At 63.0% G+C, this 18130-nt stretch carries 17 protein-coding genes and 1 pseudogene; 11 read left to right on the plus strand and 7 right to left on the minus strand.

Annotated features, from left to right (window positions below):
- The first annotated feature begins 12 nt into the window (after positions 1-12).
- From IGB42_RS19125 to IGB42_RS19140, 4 genes are all read left to right on the plus strand, one after another.
- Complete coding sequence (locus IGB42_RS19125; RefSeq protein ID WP_159674699.1) at positions 13-1464, plus strand: S41 family peptidase; 1452 nt, start codon at positions 13-15, stop codon at positions 1462-1464.
- Positions 1465-1606: 142 nt separating this feature from the next.
- A complete protein-coding gene (locus IGB42_RS19130) occupies positions 1607-2407 on the plus strand; it encodes a molybdopterin-synthase adenylyltransferase MoeB (protein WP_201800014.1) in 801 nt (266 codons plus the stop codon).
- Entirely contained in the window at positions 2404-3039 is a 636-nt protein-coding gene (locus tag IGB42_RS19135) for an HAD-IA family hydrolase (RefSeq protein ID WP_159674701.1), read from the plus strand. Before IGB42_RS19130 ends, IGB42_RS19135 begins: the two co-directional genes overlap by 4 nt.
- 24 nt (positions 3040-3063) lie before the next feature.
- Entirely contained in the window at positions 3064-3798 is a 735-nt protein-coding gene (locus tag IGB42_RS19140; protein ID WP_159674703.1) for a phosphotransferase family protein, read from the plus strand.
- Positions 3799-3847: 49 nt separating this feature from the next.
- On the opposite strand, the gene IGB42_RS19145 is transcribed toward IGB42_RS19140, so the two are convergent.
- Genes IGB42_RS19145 through queG form a run of 3 tightly spaced genes read right to left on the minus strand, consistent with a single transcriptional unit; the run spans position 3848 to position 6615 of the window.
- Positions 3848-4777 (minus strand): biotin-dependent carboxyltransferase family protein, encoded by a 930-nt coding sequence (locus tag IGB42_RS19145; RefSeq protein ID WP_159674705.1) that lies wholly within the window; start codon positions 4775-4777, stop codon positions 3848-3850.
- Complete coding sequence (pxpB, locus tag IGB42_RS19150) at positions 4774-5472, minus strand: 5-oxoprolinase subunit PxpB (protein WP_159674707.1); 699 nt, start codon at positions 5470-5472, stop codon at positions 4774-4776. Before pxpB ends, IGB42_RS19145 begins: the two co-directional genes overlap by 4 nt.
- A gap of 18 nt (positions 5473-5490) precedes the next feature.
- Positions 5491-6615 (minus strand): tRNA epoxyqueuosine(34) reductase QueG, encoded by a 1125-nt coding sequence (gene queG, locus IGB42_RS19155; RefSeq protein WP_201800015.1) that lies wholly within the window; start codon positions 6613-6615, stop codon positions 5491-5493.
- On the opposite strand from queG, the gene tsaE reads away from it, so the two are divergent.
- From tsaE to IGB42_RS22705, 3 genes and pseudogenes are all read left to right on the plus strand, one after another.
- Entirely contained in the window at positions 6610-7107 is a 498-nt protein-coding gene (gene tsaE / locus IGB42_RS19160; protein ID WP_159674711.1) for a tRNA (adenosine(37)-N6)-threonylcarbamoyltransferase complex ATPase subunit type 1 TsaE, read from the plus strand. The genes queG and tsaE overlap by 6 nt on opposite strands.
- 68 nt (positions 7108-7175) lie before the next feature.
- Positions 7176-8423 carry an N-acetylmuramoyl-L-alanine amidase gene (locus IGB42_RS19165; RefSeq protein WP_236822650.1) on the plus strand — a complete coding sequence of 416 codons (1248 nt, stop codon included), beginning with the start codon at positions 7176-7178 and terminating at the stop codon, positions 8421-8423.
- Positions 8424-8578: 155 nt separating this feature from the next.
- Positions 8579-9124: pseudogene (locus tag IGB42_RS22705) on the plus strand (tetratricopeptide repeat protein); the annotation flags it as partial.
- Between the two features lie 156 nt (positions 9125-9280).
- Here IGB42_RS22705 and IGB42_RS19175 read toward each other — a convergent pair.
- Entirely contained in the window at positions 9281-10225 is a 945-nt protein-coding gene (locus tag IGB42_RS19175) for a TerC family protein (protein ID WP_159674715.1), read from the minus strand.
- A gap of 75 nt (positions 10226-10300) precedes the next feature.
- Here IGB42_RS19175 and IGB42_RS19180 point away from each other — a divergent pair, with 75 nt between their 5' ends.
- Positions 10301-11089, plus strand: a complete 789-nt coding sequence (locus tag IGB42_RS19180) for a TatD family hydrolase (protein ID WP_159674717.1) — start codon at positions 10301-10303, stop codon at positions 11087-11089.
- 10 nt (positions 11090-11099) lie between these two features.
- On the opposite strand, the gene IGB42_RS19185 is transcribed toward IGB42_RS19180, so the two are convergent.
- From IGB42_RS19185 to IGB42_RS19195, 3 genes are all read right to left on the minus strand, one after another.
- Positions 11100-11618, minus strand: a complete 519-nt coding sequence (locus tag IGB42_RS19185; RefSeq protein ID WP_159674719.1) for a hypothetical protein — start codon at positions 11616-11618, stop codon at positions 11100-11102.
- 95 nt (positions 11619-11713) lie between these two features.
- Positions 11714-12553: a hypothetical protein gene (locus IGB42_RS19190; protein WP_159674721.1), complete on the minus strand. Its 840-nt coding sequence runs from the start codon at positions 12551-12553 to the stop codon at positions 11714-11716.
- 256 nt (positions 12554-12809) lie between these two features.
- Positions 12810-13427 carry an MliC family protein gene (locus tag IGB42_RS19195; protein ID WP_159674723.1) on the minus strand — a complete coding sequence of 206 codons (618 nt, stop codon included), beginning with the start codon at positions 13425-13427 and terminating at the stop codon, positions 12810-12812.
- 243 nt (positions 13428-13670) lie between these two features.
- On the opposite strand from IGB42_RS19195, the gene IGB42_RS19200 reads away from it, so the two are divergent.
- The 3 genes from IGB42_RS19200 (at position 13671) to IGB42_RS19210 (ending at position 17809) form a co-directional block, all read left to right on the plus strand.
- Complete coding sequence (locus tag IGB42_RS19200; RefSeq protein ID WP_159674725.1) at positions 13671-15182, plus strand: DUF1800 domain-containing protein; 1512 nt, start codon at positions 13671-13673, stop codon at positions 15180-15182.
- A 67-nt stretch (positions 15183-15249) separates the two neighbouring features.
- Entirely contained in the window at positions 15250-16479 is a 1230-nt protein-coding gene (locus IGB42_RS19205; protein ID WP_159674727.1) for a DUF1501 domain-containing protein, read from the plus strand.
- 241 nt (positions 16480-16720) lie between these two features.
- Positions 16721-17809 (plus strand): hypothetical protein, encoded by a 1089-nt coding sequence (locus tag IGB42_RS19210; RefSeq protein WP_159674729.1) that lies wholly within the window; start codon positions 16721-16723, stop codon positions 17807-17809.
- Positions 17810-18130 lie beyond the last annotated feature (321 nt).

Consider the following 18130-nt stretch of genomic DNA (forward strand, 5'->3'; position numbering starts at 1 on the left):
GCTCCCACGACAATGAAACATAAAATCCAGAAATTCGGTCTTCTTGCAGCCGGCGCCGGTCTGGGCGTGGCGATCTCGCTGTCCTTCAATGCTGCGGCCGATAAAAGCGCCGAAGCCAATCCGTTGCCCGTGGACGAACTGCGCGCTTTCACCACCGTATTCGGCTTGGTGAAGCAGAATTACGTCGAGCCGGTTGAAGACAAGAAACTCATCAACGAAGCGATCAAGGGCATGGTTTCCGGCCTGGACCCGCACAGCAGCTACCTAGATGCCGATTCCTTCAAGGATCTGCAGGAAAGCACGCAGGGCGAATTCGGCGGTCTCGGCCTGGAAGTGAACATGGAAGACGGGCTGGTGCGTATTGTCAGCCCGATCGAAGACACGCCTGCCTACAAGGCCGGCATCAAGGCGGGTGACTTCATCGTCAAGATCGACGACACCCCGGTGCAGGGTATCTCGCTGGGCGATGCGGTGAAGAAGATGCGCGGCAAGCCGGGCACCTCGGTCACCCTTACCGTGCTGCGCAAGGGCGAAGCCAAGCCGCTGGTGTTCTCGCTCAAGCGTGCGGTGATCAAGACGCAAAGCGTGAAATCCAAGCTGGCCGAGCCGGGCTATGGCTATATCCGCGTCACGCAATTCCAGGAACACACCACCGAGAACGTCGCCAAGGCGATCGAGGCGCTGTACAAGGAAAACAAGGCGCCGCTCAAGGGCATGGTGCTGGACCTGCGTAACGATCCGGGTGGCCTGTTGAACGGCGCGGTGGGTGTTTCCGCCGCCTTCCTGCCCAAGGATACGCTGATCGTGTACACCGAAGGCCGCAGCGCGGATGCCAAGATCCGCCTCACCGCCAACAAGGACAACTACATGCGCCCGGGCAGCAAGGCAGATTACTTTGCCAACACGCCCAAGGATGTGAAGACCGTGCCGCTGGTGGTGCTGGTGAACGGTGGCTCGGCATCGGCATCGGAAATCGTTGCCGGCGCACTGCAAGACCAGAAGCGTGCGCTGATCGTGGGTACGCAGACCTTCGGCAAGGGCTCGGTGCAGACCATCCTGCCGATCGACGAGAAATCGGCGCTCAAGCTCACTACCGCGCGTTACTACACGCCAAATGGCCGCTCGATCCAGGCCAAGGGCATCGTGCCGGATATCGAGGTACAGGAAGCCACGCTGAACGGCGTGGAAGACAATGGCCTGCGCCTGCGCGAAGCAGACCTGGGTCATCACCTCGACAACCCGACCGACAAGGATGCCGGCAAGGCCGCCAGCAAGCCGGAAGTGAAGCTGGAAAAACCGCCGGTCATCAAGGCGCCCAAGCTGAACGCCAGCGAGCCGGACAGCGAAAACAGCCCGCGCGAGCTGGTTTCCAAATCCGACTACCAGTTGCAGCAGGCATTCAGCGTGCTGAAGGTGCAGCAACTGTTGCTGCAAAAGCAGGCACCTGCCGCAGCAGCCAAGTAAGCCCGCCAGTACGGCAAGCAACACGGAGAACCCCGCCAAGCGCGGGGTTTTCTCATTGATCGCCTGCGCAGCTTCGCAAGCGCACAGCGGCGACAGCGGCTGAACGGCTTATAATCGGGGCCTTGCCGTTTGCCACCCCGCCATGACAGAACCTGCTACCACCGCTGCCACGAGCGCATCCAGCCTGCCGCTGGATGACGAACAACTGCTGCGTTACAGCCGCCATATCCTGCTCGACGAGATCGGCATCGAAGGCCAGCAGGCGCTGGCAGCCAGCACCGCGCTCATCATCGGCGCCGGTGGGCTGGGCGCGCCGGCCGCGCTGTACCTGGCCGCTGCGGGCGTGGGCCGGCTGGTGATCATCGACCACGATACGGTAGAGCTTTCCAACCTGCAGCGGCAGATCGTGCACGACGCCGGCCGGCTGGGCGAGCCCAAGGCCACCTCCGCCGCACGCACGCTGCAAGCGATCAACCCGCTGATCGACATCGTGCCGCTGGTGGCGCGCGCCGATGATGCGCTGCTGGCGCAATGGGTGGCGCAGGCCAATGTCGTACTCGATTGCAGCGACAACTTCCCCACCCGCCATGCGGTCAACCGGGTATGCGTTGCCGCCGGCGTGCCGCTGGTATCGGGCGCGGCAGTGCGCTTTGACGGCCAGCTGACCACCTTCGATGCGCGCACGCCCGGCCAGCCTTGCTACCACTGCCTGTTCCCCGACGAGGGCGATGCCAGCGACGGCCCTTGCGCCACCTTCGGCGTGTTTGCGCCGCTGACCGGCATCATCGGCTGCGGCCAGGCCGCCGAGGCACTCAAGCTGCTGCTGGGCATGGGGGAAACACTGGTTGGCCGGCTGCAATTGCTCGACGGCAAAACACTGCGCTGGAAAGAGCTGCGCTACCGGCAAGACCCGGCGTGCCCGGTGTGCGGAGCATACGCATGACGCTGCCCTGCCTGATTTTCGATATGGATGGCACGCTGGTGGACAGCGAAATGCTGGGCAACCGCGCGCTGCTGGAACTACTGCCGGATTGGGACGAAGACCTGATCGCGATGACCGAGCGCTATCGTGGCGAAAAGCTGGCACGCATCCTTGCCGACATCGCGCTGCGCATCGGTAGCGCGCTGCCCGCCGATTTCGAATCGCGCTACCGCGCACATGCCGCAGTGCTGATGGCGCGCGATCTGCAAACCATGCCCGGCGTGCCGGCCATGCTGGACAGCCTGGCACACAGCCGCTGCATTGCGTCCAGCGGGCCGCCAGCCAAAATACGCGATGGGCTTGCCATCACCGGCATTGCCCACCATTTCGGCGAACGCATCTACAGCGCCTACGACATAGGCAGTTGGAAGCCGGACCCCGGCGTGTTCTTGCATGCGGCAGCGCAGATGGGCATCGCGCCCGCCGACTGCATCGTGATCGAAGACAGTGAAGTGGGTGTAGCCGCAGCGCAGGCGGCCGGCATGCGTTGCTGCCAGTACCTGCCCGCTGGCGGCACGCCACATCCGCACGCACGGGTGTTTGACGATATGGCGAGACTACCCGCACTGCTGGAAGAGATGGCCCGCCACTGAACAAAGCAAGCTTACGGAGTACGCATGACCGAGACACTGGGATATGGCGCGCGCGCCAGGGTGGTACGTGATGGCGACAGTGCACTGAAGCTGTATGCGCACGATGTGGACAAGGCCGAGGTGTTTTACGAAGCGTACGTGCATGCGTTGATCGAACCGACCGGGCTGCCTATCGCGCAGGTGCTCGGGGTCGAACAGCATGCCGGGCAATGCAGCCTGCGGCTGGCACTGATAAAAGGCACGCTACTTGGTGATGCCTTCCTGCAGCAGCCCGCAGAAGGGCCTTTGCTGTTGCAGCGTTTTGTCGAACTGCAGCTACGCATACACCGCCAGCATGCGGCTTTGCCGTACCGGTTGAAGACCACGCTGCACCACAAGCTGGCGCAGTTGGCCGGACAGTTGCCTGCCGATAGGCTGCAGCAACTGCAGGACCAGCTGGCCGCGCTGCCAGACGGCGATGCGCTGTGCCATGGCGATTATCACCCGCGCAACGTGATCGTGAACGATAGCGGCCTGCATGTGATCGACTGGTTTGATGCCACGCTGGGCGACGCCCGCGCCGATGCCTGCCGCAGCTATCTGATCCTGCTGACCCATGCGCAACCGCTGGCTGCACCTTACCTTGAATGTTACTGCGCCAGCGCAGGCGTAGCAGATGCCGAGGTGCTGTGCTGGCTGCCGGTACTGGCTGCCGCCAAGCTCACCGAAGGGCTGGCTGATGAACATGAAGCACTGCTGGCGATATTGAACCAGGCTTGACTGGCCAGCGCCGCACCACGCGGCAGGCCGCGTATGGCACAACCGCTGGCTAGCGCACCTGCGCCAGCATGCGTGCCAGCCGTGCCAGCCAATCGCGCTGCGCCTGCAAAGCCGCCAGCGCATCTTTTACGCCGACTTCGACAAAGTGCAGCGATTCACCGGGGCGGAACTGCGCGGCGCGCCACAGATCGGCCTGGATCACCACCAGCGGCCGCGGGTAGCCACCGGTGACCTGTGCATCGGCCAGCAGCAGGATGGGCTGGCCGGACGCAGGCAATTGCAACAGGCCCGGTTGCACCGCGTGTGAATCGAGCTCGGCCAGCGTGTGCGCCAGCGCATTGCCTTCCAGCCGAGCGCCCATGCGGTTGCTGGCTGCGCCTACCCGCCATGGCAGCGACAGCAGCCCCTGCTGCACCCGGCGCTCCAGCAGCGGCCACTCGGGGCCCGGCAATACACGCAACACGCCACCGCGCCCGGGCGCACGCACCACCGCAGCGCCTTGCGGTGGCTGCTGCGCTGCCAGCGGCAATACATCGCCCGCAGCCAGCGCGCGGCCGGCAAAGCCGCCCAGCCCGGCCAGCAGGCCGGTGGCGCGGCTACCCAGGATCAACGGGACATCCACGCCGCCACATACGCACAGCATGATGCGCGCGCCCGTTTCCGCATACCCCAGCGCCAGCACCTGCCCTGCTGCAGCACGCACGCGTGCCCACATGGCGACCGGTTCGCCATCCAGCGTGGCGCTGACCTGCGCGCCGGTCAGCGCGAATACCGCCGGCTGATCGAAACGAACGCACAGCCCACCCAGGCTGATTTCCAGCCCGGCTGCCTGTTCTGCATTGGCCACCAGCAGATTGCCCACCCGCAATGCCAGCGGATCGCACGCGCCCCCCGTGGGTACGCCGATGCCGGCATAGCCGCTGCGCCCCATATCCTGCACCGTTGTCAGCGGGCCGGGTTTGAGTATGGTCAGCGTCATGCGCGCACCGCCACGAAACGCACTTCGTCACCGGGTGCCAGCAGCACCGGTGATTCGGCGCCGGGATCGAACAAGGCAAGCCTGGTGCGGCCGATCAGTTGCCAGCCTCCGGGGGAAACCAGCGGGTAAATACCCGTCTGCTCGCCACCGATACCCACCGCACCGGCCGGCACCTTGAGCCGTGGCGTAGCGCGCCGCGGGCAGGCAATGCGCGCATCCAGCCCGCCCAGATAGGCAAAACCGGGCAGGAAGCCCAGGCAGAACACCGTGTAGCTGCCAGCCGTGTGCAGATCGATCACCTCGGCGGTGCTCAGGCCGGCATGCGCGGCCACCGTGGCCAGATCGGCGCCGTTGTACAGCACCGGTACCTCCACGGTTTTGCCGTGGTAATCGGCAGCGCCTTCGCTGGCGGCCCACGCCGCTTCCAGCGCACGTTCGATCTTGCCGGCTTTCAGGCGTAGCGGATCAAAGCGGCCGGTGAGGTTGCCCATGCCCAGCACCCACTCCACATCGCCGTGCCTGGCCTTGAGCCAGTGCCACGCCGCCCACAGCCGCCGCTGTACCGGCAGGCTGGCGCCGCAGGAGAGTACCAGCGCCGCCTCGCCCAGCGGCTGTATGCTGGGGAACGCCCCGGCCGACTGATTGCCTGGTTGATCGGCCGGTTGCTTCACGTTTGCTGCTGCCACCTTGCTCATCCGCTCTCCATGCCTGTTTCAATCCGGCGCTTTATCTACCGGCTGGCGCACCGCATGCTGCGCCAGCGCCCACTGCACGTGCTCGTTCAATATGGCGTCATCGCTCTCCTGCCGCGATGCCAGTGCGGCCAGCACCGCCGGCGTGCCGGGGGCGTTGCCGAGGCCCACCGCCAGGTTGCGCAGCCAGCGATCATAGCCGATGCGGTATATGGCGCTGCCCGCCATGCGGCTCTGGAAATCGGCCTCCGACCACGCAAACAGCTCGGCCAGCGTGATGTCGTCCAGCCCATGGCGCACGTGGAAATCGCTTTCCGCAGTATCCACGGCAAAGCGGTTCCACGGACAGCACAGTTGGCAATCATCGCAGCCATACACCCGGTTGCCGATCATGCTGCGGAATTCGACCGGAATGGCACCCTTGAGCTCGATGGTCAGGTAGGAAATGCAGCGCCGCGCATCTACCGTGTAGGGCGCCACGATGGCCTGCGTGGGGCACACATCCAGGCATTTGGTGCAGCGGCCGCAATGTTCGTTCTGCTCGGGCGGATCGCTCGGCAGCGGCAAATCGGTGAACAGTTCGCCCAGGAAGAAGTACGAGCCGTAATCACGGTTGATCAGCAGCGTGTGCTTGCCGCGCCAGCCCAGCCCGGCCTGCTTGGCCAGCTCCACCTCCAGCACCGGCGCGGAATCGACGAACACGCGGTGGCCGAACGGGCCGATATGCGCAGCCAGCCGGTCGGCCAGCGTTTGCAGCCGGTTGCGCAATACCTTGTGGTAATCGCGCCCCAGCGCATAGCGGGAGATATGCGCTTTTTCGCCATCGGCCATCACTGCTTCGCTACTGGCCACCGCCGGCGGGCGGTAAGGCAGGAAAACGCTGACGACGGACCGCGTGCCCGGCACCAGTTCAGCCGGACGGGCGCGTTTGAGCCCGTGCCTTGCCATATAATCCATCTCGCCGTGGTAACCGGCATCCAGCCACGCCTGCAGCCCTGCTTCGGCATGGCTGAGGTCGGTGCCGGTAATGGCCGCCTTGGCAAAGCCAAGCTCCAGCGCCCACGCTTTCACGCGCAGCGCCACGTCGGCAAGGTCCAGCCTTGCCGTAGCCACATCCGTTTTAACGGAATCGAGTTTCTGATGCATACCCTGAATGATAAAGCCTTGCGCCGCTTCCTTCCCGATGAAGCGGCAACCATCGCATTTGGCCACGATCTGGCGCATGCATTGCAGCCGGGCATGACGCTTTTCCTGGAAGGCGACTTGGGCGCGGGCAAAACCACGCTCACGCGCGGCATCCTGCGCGGGCTGGGTTTTGCAGGCCGCGTGAAAAGTCCGACCTATACGCTGGTTGAACCTTATGTGGTTTCGAACTTATACTTGTATCACTTTGATTTGTATCGTTTTAGCGACCCCTCCGAATGGGAGGACGCCGGGTTCCGCGATTACTTCAACCGCGAATCCGTTTGCCTGATCGAATGGGCGGATAAAGCCGAAGGTTTATTGCCCACGCCAGACTGGCTGATCACGCTGGTGCCGGAGGGTGAAGGCCGGCAAATCACGCTGATTGCGAATACCGAACACGGAGCGGCATGCCTCGCCACACTGAGCCCCGACTTGGGGACCCTGCCGAACTGAACCCGGATACCGCGCCTGCCGCAGGCGTGCACCGGCGCACGCTGCTGGGCGGCGCCATTGCCACGCTGATGCTGTCTGTCGTGCCCCGCAGCCGCGCCGCTGGCGGCGATGCCAAGGTGGTGGCGGTGCGGGTGTGGCCTGCCGCTGCCTATACCCGCGTCACCATCGAATCGACCACGCCATTGTCTTTCAAGCAATTTGCGCTGAAGAACCCCGAACGGCTGGTGGTGGACCTGGAAGGCATCGATCTCAATACCGAGCTGCAGAGCTTGGCCACCAAGGTGGGCGATGATGACCCCTATATCAAGCTGCTGCGCGCCGGTCGCAACAAGCCCGGCGTGGTACGGCTGGTGCTGGACCTGAAAACCGAGATCAAGCAGCAGGTGTTCACGCTGGAACCGGTGGGCGAATACAGGCACCGGCTGGTGATCGACCTCTACCCCGCCGTGCAGAGCGACCCGCTGCTGGCCTTCCTCAATGATGACGACAGCGGCGTGCACATCATCAAGCGCACGCCGGCCGCCGAAGCCAGCACCCCGGAAACCACTGCCGAAGCCCCTGCCCCGGACACGCCGATCAGCCGCGACAAGCTCAAGGTAGACCGGCTGATCACCGTTGTGCTCGACCCCGGCCACGGCGGCGAAGACCCCGGCGCAGTCGGCCCCGGCGGCAACTACGAGAAAAACGTGGTGCTGGCGGTGGCCAAGAAGCTGAAAGCGCTGTTGGAAAACGAACCCAATATGCGCGTGGTGCTGACGCGTGACGCCGATTTTTTCGTGCCGCTGGGTGTGCGGGTGAAGAAAGCGCGCGCGGTGCAGGCTGACCTGTTCGTCTCCATCCACGCCGACGCCTTCATTCGCCCGGATGCCAGCGGCTCGTCGGTATTCACGCTATCCGAAGGCGGCGCCACCAGCACTGCCGCCAAATGGCTGGCCAAGACGCAAAACGACGCCGACCTGATCGGCGGCGTGAAGATCAACACCAAGGACGTGCACCTGGCGCGCGTGCTGATGGACCTCACGCAAACCGCCACGCTGAACGACAGCATGAAACTGGGCAAATCCATGCTGGGCGAGCTGGGCGGCATCAACCGCCTGCACAAGGGCAGCGTGGAGCAGGCCAGCTTTGCCGTACTCAAGGCCCCGGATATCCCGTCGGTACTGGTGGAAACCGCCTTCATCTCCAACCCGGAAGAAGAGCGCCGGTTGATCGACGAGGGCTACCAGCAAAAGCTGGCATCGGCACTGCATGTGGGGATCAAGCGCTATTTTGCGAAGAACCCGCCGCTGGCGCGGACGAAGCTGGCTTCGCAATAGAGTGGGTCACCCCCGGCAAGTTCGCACACAGAACCAGCCGATAAACATCCTTTATTTTGAATCAGATGAAACCACTCCTTGTACTGCTGGCTTTGACACTCAGCCAGCCCATCTTCGCTGCAGAAAAACTGGAAACAGTCACAACACAGATAGAAATGAGCGCGGACAAAGGCAAAGGACACGCATTACGGGCACAAGTCCATGAAATCGGTATCTTGATCAAGGCAGGAAAGTTCGCCGTAGCAGAGAAACTCGCGAACACGCTGCAAGCCCGTTATGAAACGTTGTTTGACAAGAAACTCAAGCAGTACTCGTTTTTTACCACCACAGAATACCGAGAGTTCAAGCAATCAAGCACCGAGCAATTCGAGTGGATTGACTGGGGCTACGGGCAAATCCTGCACTGGAAAGCTTTTATCGCTGTTGAACACAAAAACTTCGATAGAGCGTTACTTCTGCTCGCACGTGTAGAAGCATTTGCACCAGTATCGGCAGTCGGTGCCTGTGAGCACGGTTATGTCCTCAATCAGCTTGGCAAACACGAAGCCGCGCTTCAGACGTATCGACGCGCGCTGGAGCTCACCGAAACGTACCCATCGCAAATAGCAGCGCGCGCACTGGCTTTACGCGGCTTGGGTTCGACCCTGATCGACCTCAAGCAACTGGATAAAGCGCGGGATGTGCTGCAGCAGTCGCTGGAAATAGAACCAGGCAACCCAACTGCCCTGAATGAACTGGGATATCAAGGATTTACAGGCAGCGCATTAGGCGCAGTGGTGTGGAAGACTGGGCCCATTGTCCAAATGAAGAAGGCCCCTTCCGGGGCCCTCTCACCTTTCAATACGGCTATCCACCAATCAAGCGTGCGGCGCTGCTTCACCCTTGGTCTTGTGCAGCGAATACAACACGCCCGCCAGCAGCAAGCCAAATGTCACCGTCAGCGACACCAGCGACGGAATCTTGATCTCCAGGTACACCAGGCCGATCTTCACGCCGATGAAGATCAGCACCACGGCCAGCGCATACTTCAGGTAGTGGAAGCGATGCACCATGGCGGCCAGCGCAAAGTACAGCGCACGCAGGCCGAGGATGGCGAAGATGTTGGACGTGTACACAATGAACGGGTCTTGCGTGATGGCGAAAATCGCCGGGATGCTGTCCACCGCAAACACGAGGTCTGCACCCTCCACCATCAGCAGTGCCAGGAACAGCGGCGTTACCCAGCGGCCGGGTTTCAGGCCTTCGTCTTCACCCCGTACGAAAAAACGCGAGCCATGCAGGTCGTCGGTCAGGCGCAGGTGCCGCTTGAGGTAAAGATACATGCGGGTCTGCTTGATGTCGGTTTCTTCATCCTTGGCAAACAGCATCTTCACGCCGGTAAACAACAGGAAGGCACCGAAGATCAGCAAGATCCAGCTGAACTCGTGCACCAGCGCGGCGCCGATGCCGATCATGATGGCGCGCATCACGATGGCGCCGAGAATGCCCCAGAACAACACGCGGTGCTGGTACTCACGCGGAATGGCCAGGCTGGTGAAGATCAGCGAGATGACGAACACGTTGTCCATCGACAACGATTTTTCCACCAGAAAACCGGTGTAGTAATCCAGGCCGGCTTGCGGCCCTTTCAGCCACCACACATAGGCGCCAAACAGCAGGCCGGCGCTGATGTAGAACGCGGAAAGCTTCAGGCTTTCCTTGATGCCGATCTCGTGGCTGTCCTTGTGCAGCACGCCCAGATCGAACACCAGTAATACCAAAACGACGGCGGCAAAAACACCCCAGGTCCATAATTCGATCACAGTGCTTCCCTTATCCCGTACTTTGTTTGAAATCGTAATGACGAATGACTGATTGTCTTGCTGGAAAAGAGTTCAATGCTGATTGATAGTCACTGCCACCTGGATGCGCCAGAGTTTGATGCCGACCGCGATGCGGTGGTGCAGCGCGCGCACGTAGCCGGCGTGGCGCAGATCGTGGTGCCGGCCATCACTATCGCCACCTTGCCCAAAACCCGCGAGATGCGCGAGCGCTATGGCGCATTCCTCGCGTTCGGCCTGCACCCGATCTACATCGATGAGCACCGGGATGCACATATCGATGAGCTGGCGCGCTGGCTGCAGCACGAGCAGCCGGTGGCGGTGGGCGAGATCGGTCTGGATTTCTTTGTGCCGGAGCTGGATGCCACGCGGCAGGTGGCTATTTTCGAAGCGCAGCTCAAACTCGCGCGTGATTTCGATCTGCCGGTGATCGTGCATATCCGCCGCAGCCAGGATCAGGTGCTGAAGTACCTGCGCAAGTGGCAGGTGCGTGGCGGCATTGCCCATGCATTCAACGGCAGCCGCCAGCAGGCGGATGAATTCATCAAGCTGGGGTTCAAGCTGGGTTTTGGCGGCGCGATGACGTATTCAGGCTCGCAACGCATCCGCAAGCTGGCGGCAGAACTGCCGCTGGAAGCCATCGTGCTGGAAACCGATGCACCGGATATCGCCCCCAGCTGGCTGGATCAGCCCGGCCAGCCACGCGGGCGCAATGAATCGGCCCAGTTGCCGCGCATTGCGGGTGTCCTGGCGGCGCTGCGCGGCACCGACTTGGCCAGCATTACCGCTGCCTGCAGTGCCAATACGCGGGTGGCGTTGCCGGGGCTGAACGGGCAGACTGCCTAGATCAGGCCGCTCAGCTGCAACCTTCCACCCAGCTCACCATCGGCTGCAGGCCGGCACGCATGCGCGTGACCTTGCCGGCTACCTCCTCGAACACCAGTGCGGTTTTGTCATCCTTGCCCGCCAGCAGCAGGTAGTGGCCATCCGGCTCGTATTTGTGTGGCTGCAATTGCACCTGCGGCCAGTTGCGCTGCACGCTGGCCAGGCTATCGTGCAACTTTACGCCGGCGCTGTTGGCAACGCCCTGCGGTGCATCTGCGCGCACGATCACGCCATGCTGCAGCATGAAGTTCACGCCGGGGTAGCGCTTGAACTTCACATATGCGCACTCCGCCTTCAGTGGGCGCGGGCTGGCGCGCTGCCCCACGCGTTTTTCCGCGGTGGTAAGCCGATCACCGAAGTGCACCGGGCCGTAACCGTCGGCAGACAGCACCGGCCGCGCCGCCAGTGCGGGGCCAGCCAGCAACACACCCAGCAGCGCGGTGATGGCGATATGGCCATGCGTGTTCAGTACACCGGTATTGATCTTCATCCGTGCTCCTTCCTGCCAATCTCATGCAATGCATGCTGCGCATCGCCTGCGCGATCAGCAACGGGATTAATGCCCGGAACCACGCAGTACCACCATCAGGCGGCAGCCCGCAGGCGCTGCAATGCCGTTGCTGCGGCCTGACTGGCTACACGGGCGCCATCTGCCAATACGCGCTGCAGTGCATTGCGCTCTGCCAGCAAGGCGGTGCGGCGCTCGCGCAATGGCGCCAGGAAGCGCTCGGCGCAATCGCCCAGGTGGGCGCGGATCACGCGCTCGGATAACCCGCCACGGCGGAACTTGGCTTTCAGGTCATCCTGGAAGTGGATATCCGCTTCGAAGATTTCCAGCAGCTGGAACAGCGGGTGCCCCTCGGTCTCGCGCGCGGGCAGGCCCAGCGTGGCGCCAGCGGGAATGGCATCGATGGCGCGCGCCAACGTATCGACATCGGCAGAGAACGGTACATCCAGCGCCACGCGCGGTGCGTTGAACGGGCTGCGCTGGGCCAGCAGCGGCTGCGCCTCGGCCAGCAGCATGACGCCTGCCCGTGCATTGATGCCGCGCACGATCTGGTTGGCAGCAGTCACATCGGCGGCGCTGGCTGCCTGTGGTGATACGAACGAGGGCTGCAGCGCTGCCAGCAGCGCGGTGGTGTGCACGGTGCCGGCCGGGGCCAGATCGGCAAAGCGGGTGCGCAGCTCGGCCAGCTCGGGCACACGGGCGGGTTCGAAGACGGCAATCTTGTGCGGATCGATACCGGCAGCGATATGGTCGGCAACCACGTGCAGCGCATCGTCGCCACCGGCGTCCAGCATCAGGAACTGCGTGTGGCGATGCTGGAAGTGCAGGCGCTGGCGCATGCCGCCCACGAGCAGGCCAAGAGACAACGGGCCGGAGGCGCGCTCTGCGCAAAGGATGGTGGAGGGAGTGGCTTGCATGATCGGTATCCTTGTCTGGGCCACCGATCGGGGGGAGTCTGGGTGTGAGCCCAAAACAACAATGCCGCCCTGATCGGCGGCATTGTGAGAGTCAAAACGTCCCGTGCCGCCCTAGCTATAGGAGCGGTACCAAAACGAAGCCTGAAGCGGACAGGCAGCGTGGAAGGGGCGGTTTGCAGTAGTCATGGCTGCACTGTGCGCCATATGCAACAGCATCGCCTATTCGGGACAACCCCTACACGACGCAGCTACCGCATTACGCCGGCTGACGCTTGCAGCGCATTTCCGGCGCGCCATAGCCCCATGTCACCAGCACCTCGCCCTGATGCTCCCACAGCGATTCATTGCGGCCCTGGTATTTGCTGCCGCTGCCGGAAGGCACTGCATACATCAGGGATTCGGTATCGCCATAACGGGCAATCAAGGTGGGGGGATCGGTTTTGAAGAAACGGGCGCTCACCACGTCACCGGGCTTGGCGCTGCAGACGAAGTGAGCAGCACCTGCCTGCGCCACCAGCGCGTAACGCGCCTGCAGCTCGGCAATGCGCCGCTGGTATTCGGTTTGCGTGCATGCGCGCTTGTCGTCGGCTTTCCAGCACTCGTTGCGCCCGTCCAGCCAGCCGTGCTGCTCGGCCTTGAGCAGCTTCAGGCTGCGTGCATCGGCCTTTTTGCTGGCGGCGGCATAAACAGCGGTCATCTGCCGGTCCAGCGTGGCAAGGCCGGCATCCTGGCAAACCAGCTGTTCGATTTCGTGCGCCGCCTGCTTGCACGGCGCAGCGGGTGCGGCAGCCATGGCAAACGCCGCGGCCGCACTGAACAGTGCGCCGGGGATGCCGATGAGAAAAGAATGTCGGTAGCGGTTGCCTCGCGGCATGGCGGCCTCCCAAGGTGGGTTATGGGCGAATCAGATCACTTCATGGCCCCAGCATACGCCGGCCCATAGGCCTGCTTTCCGATCCTATTTACAACGGGAAAGGTTAATTTTTGCACGCTATTGCAGCCAAAGAAGGGGATAAAGAACCAGCCCTGCACAGGCAGTTACATGTAGTGACCTGCTGCATGTAGCCGCACCGCACTGCTGCCGCGTTAATCATCAAAAGCTGCCAAGGATGCATCCATGCTCAAGCTTGCCACCCTGTTTGGTGCGCTGTTCATTGCCACCAGTGCCATAGCCGCCCCGCTGACGGCCCCGCTGACCGATGCGCAACGCGCGCTGCATGCGCTCAACCGCTTGGGCTACGGGCCGGCACCGGGCGATGTGCAGCGCGTGCAGGCAATGGGTGTGGAGCGCTATATCGATCAGCAACTGCACCCGGAAAAGATGGCCCTGCCGCCCGTGCTGGCACAAAAGCTGACTGCGTTGCAGCGCGCAGCGCCCGCCCCCGGCGAGATGCTGAGCGAATTCCGCCCGCCACGCGGCAGCGACACGCTGACCGCCGAGCAAAAGCAGCAAGCGCGTCGCGAGGTTTACCAGCGCGCCGCGCAGCAGGTGAACGAAATGCGGCTGCTGAGCGCGGTATACAGCCCGCGCCAGCTCGAAGAAGTAATGACCGATTTCTGGTTCAACCACTTCAACGTGTATGCAGACAAGGGCATCACCCGCGTGTTCGTAGCCGATTACGAGCGCAGCGCCATCCGCCCGTATGCGCTGGGGCGCTTCCGTGATCTGCTGGGCGCCACGGCAAAACACCCGGCCATGCTGTTCTACTTGGACAACTGGCAATCCACCGCCACCGGCTACCGGGTGAATGGCAAGGGCAAGGTGCTGGGCCTGAACGAGAACTACGCGCGCGAGCTGATGGAGCTGCACACGCTGGGCGTGGACGGCGGCTATACCCAGCAGGACGTGACCGAGCTGGCCCGCATGCTCACCGGCTGGACGTTCGACCCGCGCGGCGATGCCGCTGGTGCAGTTGCCTTCCGCTACGATGCCGCCCGGCACGACAACGGCAGCAAAACCTGGCTGAAGCAGGCAGTAGCCCCGGCCGGCCAGGCAGAAGGCGAGCGGGCACTGGACGTACTGGCCGCCAGCCCCGTCACCGCGCGGCACATCAGCTACCAGCTGGCGCAATACTTCGTTGCCGATGTGCCGCCGCCAGCGCTGGTCAACCAGCTCACGCAGCGCTACCTGGCCACACAGGGCGACATCCGTGCGGTACTGGCCACGCTGTTTGCCAGCCCGGCATTCTGGGATAGTGCCAATGTGGGTAGCAAGTTCAAAACGCCGTATCAGTACGTGGTATCGGCCACGCGCGCCAGCGGCGCGCAGCTGAACAACGTGCGGCCACTGGTGAATATGCTGCGCCAGCTGGGCATGCCGCTGTACGGGTGCCAGACGCCGGATGGCTACAAGAACACTGAAGCGGCATGGCTGAACGCCAACGCCATTGCCACGCGCATCAGCTTTGCCACCGCGCTGGGCAGCGGGCGCATGCCGCTGGCCCGCGCGCCGGAGCTGGATGCCAGTGCACCGATGAGCGATGCGGAAATCTCCCCGGTAGACCCGGCAGCGCTGGCTGCCACGCTGGGCCCCACGCTATCCGCCAACGCGCGCACCACCATCAGCGCCGCCGATGCCGCACTGCAACCGTCACTGATGCTGGGCAGCCCGGATTTCCAGCGGCACTGACCGCAAACCGCCCATACCACCACGCGCTACCCCAACCGCGCGGCTGATGCCGCGTAGGGAGAAAACCATGGATCGCCGCCTGTTCTTGCAAACCGCCGCACTGGCCGGTGCCAGCCTGATTCCGTTCGGCCGTAGCGGCTGGGCACTGGCCGCATTAGGCCCGGCTGCCACGCAGAAGAAAATGGTGGTCATCATGCTGCGCGGTGCGGTGGATGGCCTGAACGTGGTGGTGCCGTATGGCGACGCCAACTACTACCAGCTGCGCCCCACCATCGCGGTAGCAAAGCCGGGCAGCCCGGATGGCGTACTGGATCTGGACGGCCATTTCGGCCTGCACCCAGCGCTGGGTGCGTTGCAACCACTGTGGCAGGCCAAACAACTGGCCTTCGTGCACGCCGCCGGCTCGCCCGACCCGACGCGCTCGCACTTCGACGCACAGGATTATATGGAATCGGGCACGCCTGGGCGCAAAAGCACGCAGGATGGCTGGATGAACCGGCTGCTGGGCGCGTTGCCTGGCGAGCGCACGCCCACGCGCGGCATCAGCATCGGCCCGCTGCTGCCGCGCATCCTCAATGGCAGCGTGGAAGTGGCCAACATCGCCAACGGCCGCAGCGCCGGCAAACCCACGGTGCTGGATCGGCCCAAGGTGGGTGATGCCTTCGGCCAGCTGTATGCAGGCGACGACAAGCTGGCGCAGGCCTACCGCGAGGGCCGCAGTACGCAGAAGGAAGTGATGTCGTCACTGGCGGATGAAATGATGGCCGCCAATGGTGGGGCGCCGCTGCCCAACGGCTTTCCCACCGATGCAAGGCAACTGGCGCGGCTGATGCGCAAGGGCAATGTGCAGCTGGCCTTCATGGCGCTGGGCGGCTGGGATACCCACATCAACCAGGGTGCCGGCAAAGGCCAGTTGGCCGGCCGGCTATCCCCGCTGGGCGAGGGCCTGGCACAACTGGCCGCCGAACTGGGCCCCATGTGGCAGGACACTACCGTGGTGGTGATGTCCGAATTCGGCCGCACCGCCGCGCAAAACGGCAATGGCGGCACCGATCACGGCCACGGCAACGCCATATGGCTGCTGGGCGGCGCGGTGGCGGGCGGCAAGGTCTACGGCGACTGGCAAGGGCTGGATAGTGCAGCGCTGCATGAACAACGCGATGTACCCGTCACCACCGATTTCCGCGCAGTGCTGGCGCAGGTGGCAGAGCGGCATCTGCGGCTGCCGGACAAGCAACTGGTGCAAGTTTTCCCCGGGCTGAATGCAACAGGTCCGGAAGGCTTGATCAAGGCTTGAGCTGCAGATTTCGGCCGCACGTTTGTGCGGCAAGCCATGCCGTTCCCCCGCACGATGCACTTGGGCTGTGAGCAGCCGCGGAAATATCTCACACACGGCAACAGCGGGCTTCTGCCGTACCATGGCATGGCGGCTTTGGGGCTGTCGTGACGGCCAGATTAAATCTTTCTTTTTGCTTGCAATTGTTTGACTCCGCATGGCAATGTCTGGCTCCTTATCACAAGCCGGAATCGTCCCTGCCATGTACAAGCGCATACTCTGTGCCATCCCTTTGGCGCTGCTGGGTTGCCAGGTTGCCGTCAAGACGCCGGATGGCACCACCACCGCCTCACTGCCGCTGCCGCAGCTCGGTACCACAGCCCAGGCAGGCAAGGTCAGCACGGCGATATTGCCGGGCATCTACAGCTATCAAGCCCAGGCACAACGCAAGGATGGCAAAGGTATCCTGCAAAAGGAAATGGCCCGCTTCAGCTATGCAGTTGAAGACCTGGGCAATGGCCAGGCGCTGATCAAGTTCCACGGCGAAGCCAGCGCGGCAGATCCGGGCGGCTTTGGCGGCCTGCTGAGTGGCGAAGTGACAGCGACCGGTATCGCCACCTTCAGCAACGGCATCTGGGTGCTGGCAGGCAAGAGCGAAGACGGCGCATGCGAAAGCCGTTTTTCGCTCGAAGGCAGCAGCATCAAACATCTGGCTGGCCGCTGCAAGGATGCCGGCAATACCGGCGACCTAGCATGGCCACGCGCCAATACCGTGCTCAATTTCACCCGGCCTTTGCGTGACAGCGAACGCGCTGAACTGCAACGCAGCAACCCCACCAAGGTGGCAACAGGCAATCCCGGGGCAAACGGCAACGCTTTCACCGGCGTGATCGGCAAGACTTTCCCCACCATGCAACTGCCCTATCAGGGGTTCGGCTTCGACACCTACAACGCCAAGCTGGAACCCTTCGCTTCTGCCGAAATGCCCGAGGGCAAGGTCACCGTCTATCCGGTACGCAAGGGCACCGCGCGTTATGTGGTGATTGCGGCCAACGCGGGCAACGGCATCCAGCGCGTGGTCGATGTGCGACAAGCTGCATCCGCAGCCCGCACCTTGCGCTTCGTCGCCGCCAGCCCGGACGGCGGAGACGTAGTCACCACCTGCACCGTCAATGGCAAACCGGTCAGCCAGGTGTTCGGCTACGCGCAGCCGGGCAAGAAACGCAGCTACACCGCACAAGCGGGCAGCGCCGGTGAAATCATCTGGCTGGTGCAACCGGGCGGCACCAACGTGATCGCCTTCAAGGCTGGTGAAAAGCTGGTTTGCAAGGATACGGTTTTCAGCGGCTGAGCTGGCTCCTTTCGTACGATGCTGGTTGGCCTGGGATACCTGCACAACCGGTATCCCGGCACAGGCCAACTCGCAAGCAGTCGGTCCCCGCAGGGCATGCCTTGCGCAGCTGGCTGCCAAACTGAAACCGATGTGATAGGGCACCACCGTGGTAATGGAGACCAATTCGGCCCATCATGCATCTGTGCATCTGGGGTCAGGTCTTGCAATCATACATTTTCCATCGCCTTTGATTACCCGGCTGACCATGGCGTAGGACTTTGGATCGGCGGATGAATGGAAAAAGCCAGAAGCCATAAAATGCTGGATTGCAAGACCTGA

The sequence above is a fragment of the Andreprevotia sp. IGB-42 genome (assembly GCF_009848685.1).
In the GTDB taxonomy this organism is placed as follows: domain Bacteria; phylum Pseudomonadota; class Gammaproteobacteria; order Burkholderiales; family Chitinibacteraceae; genus Andreprevotia.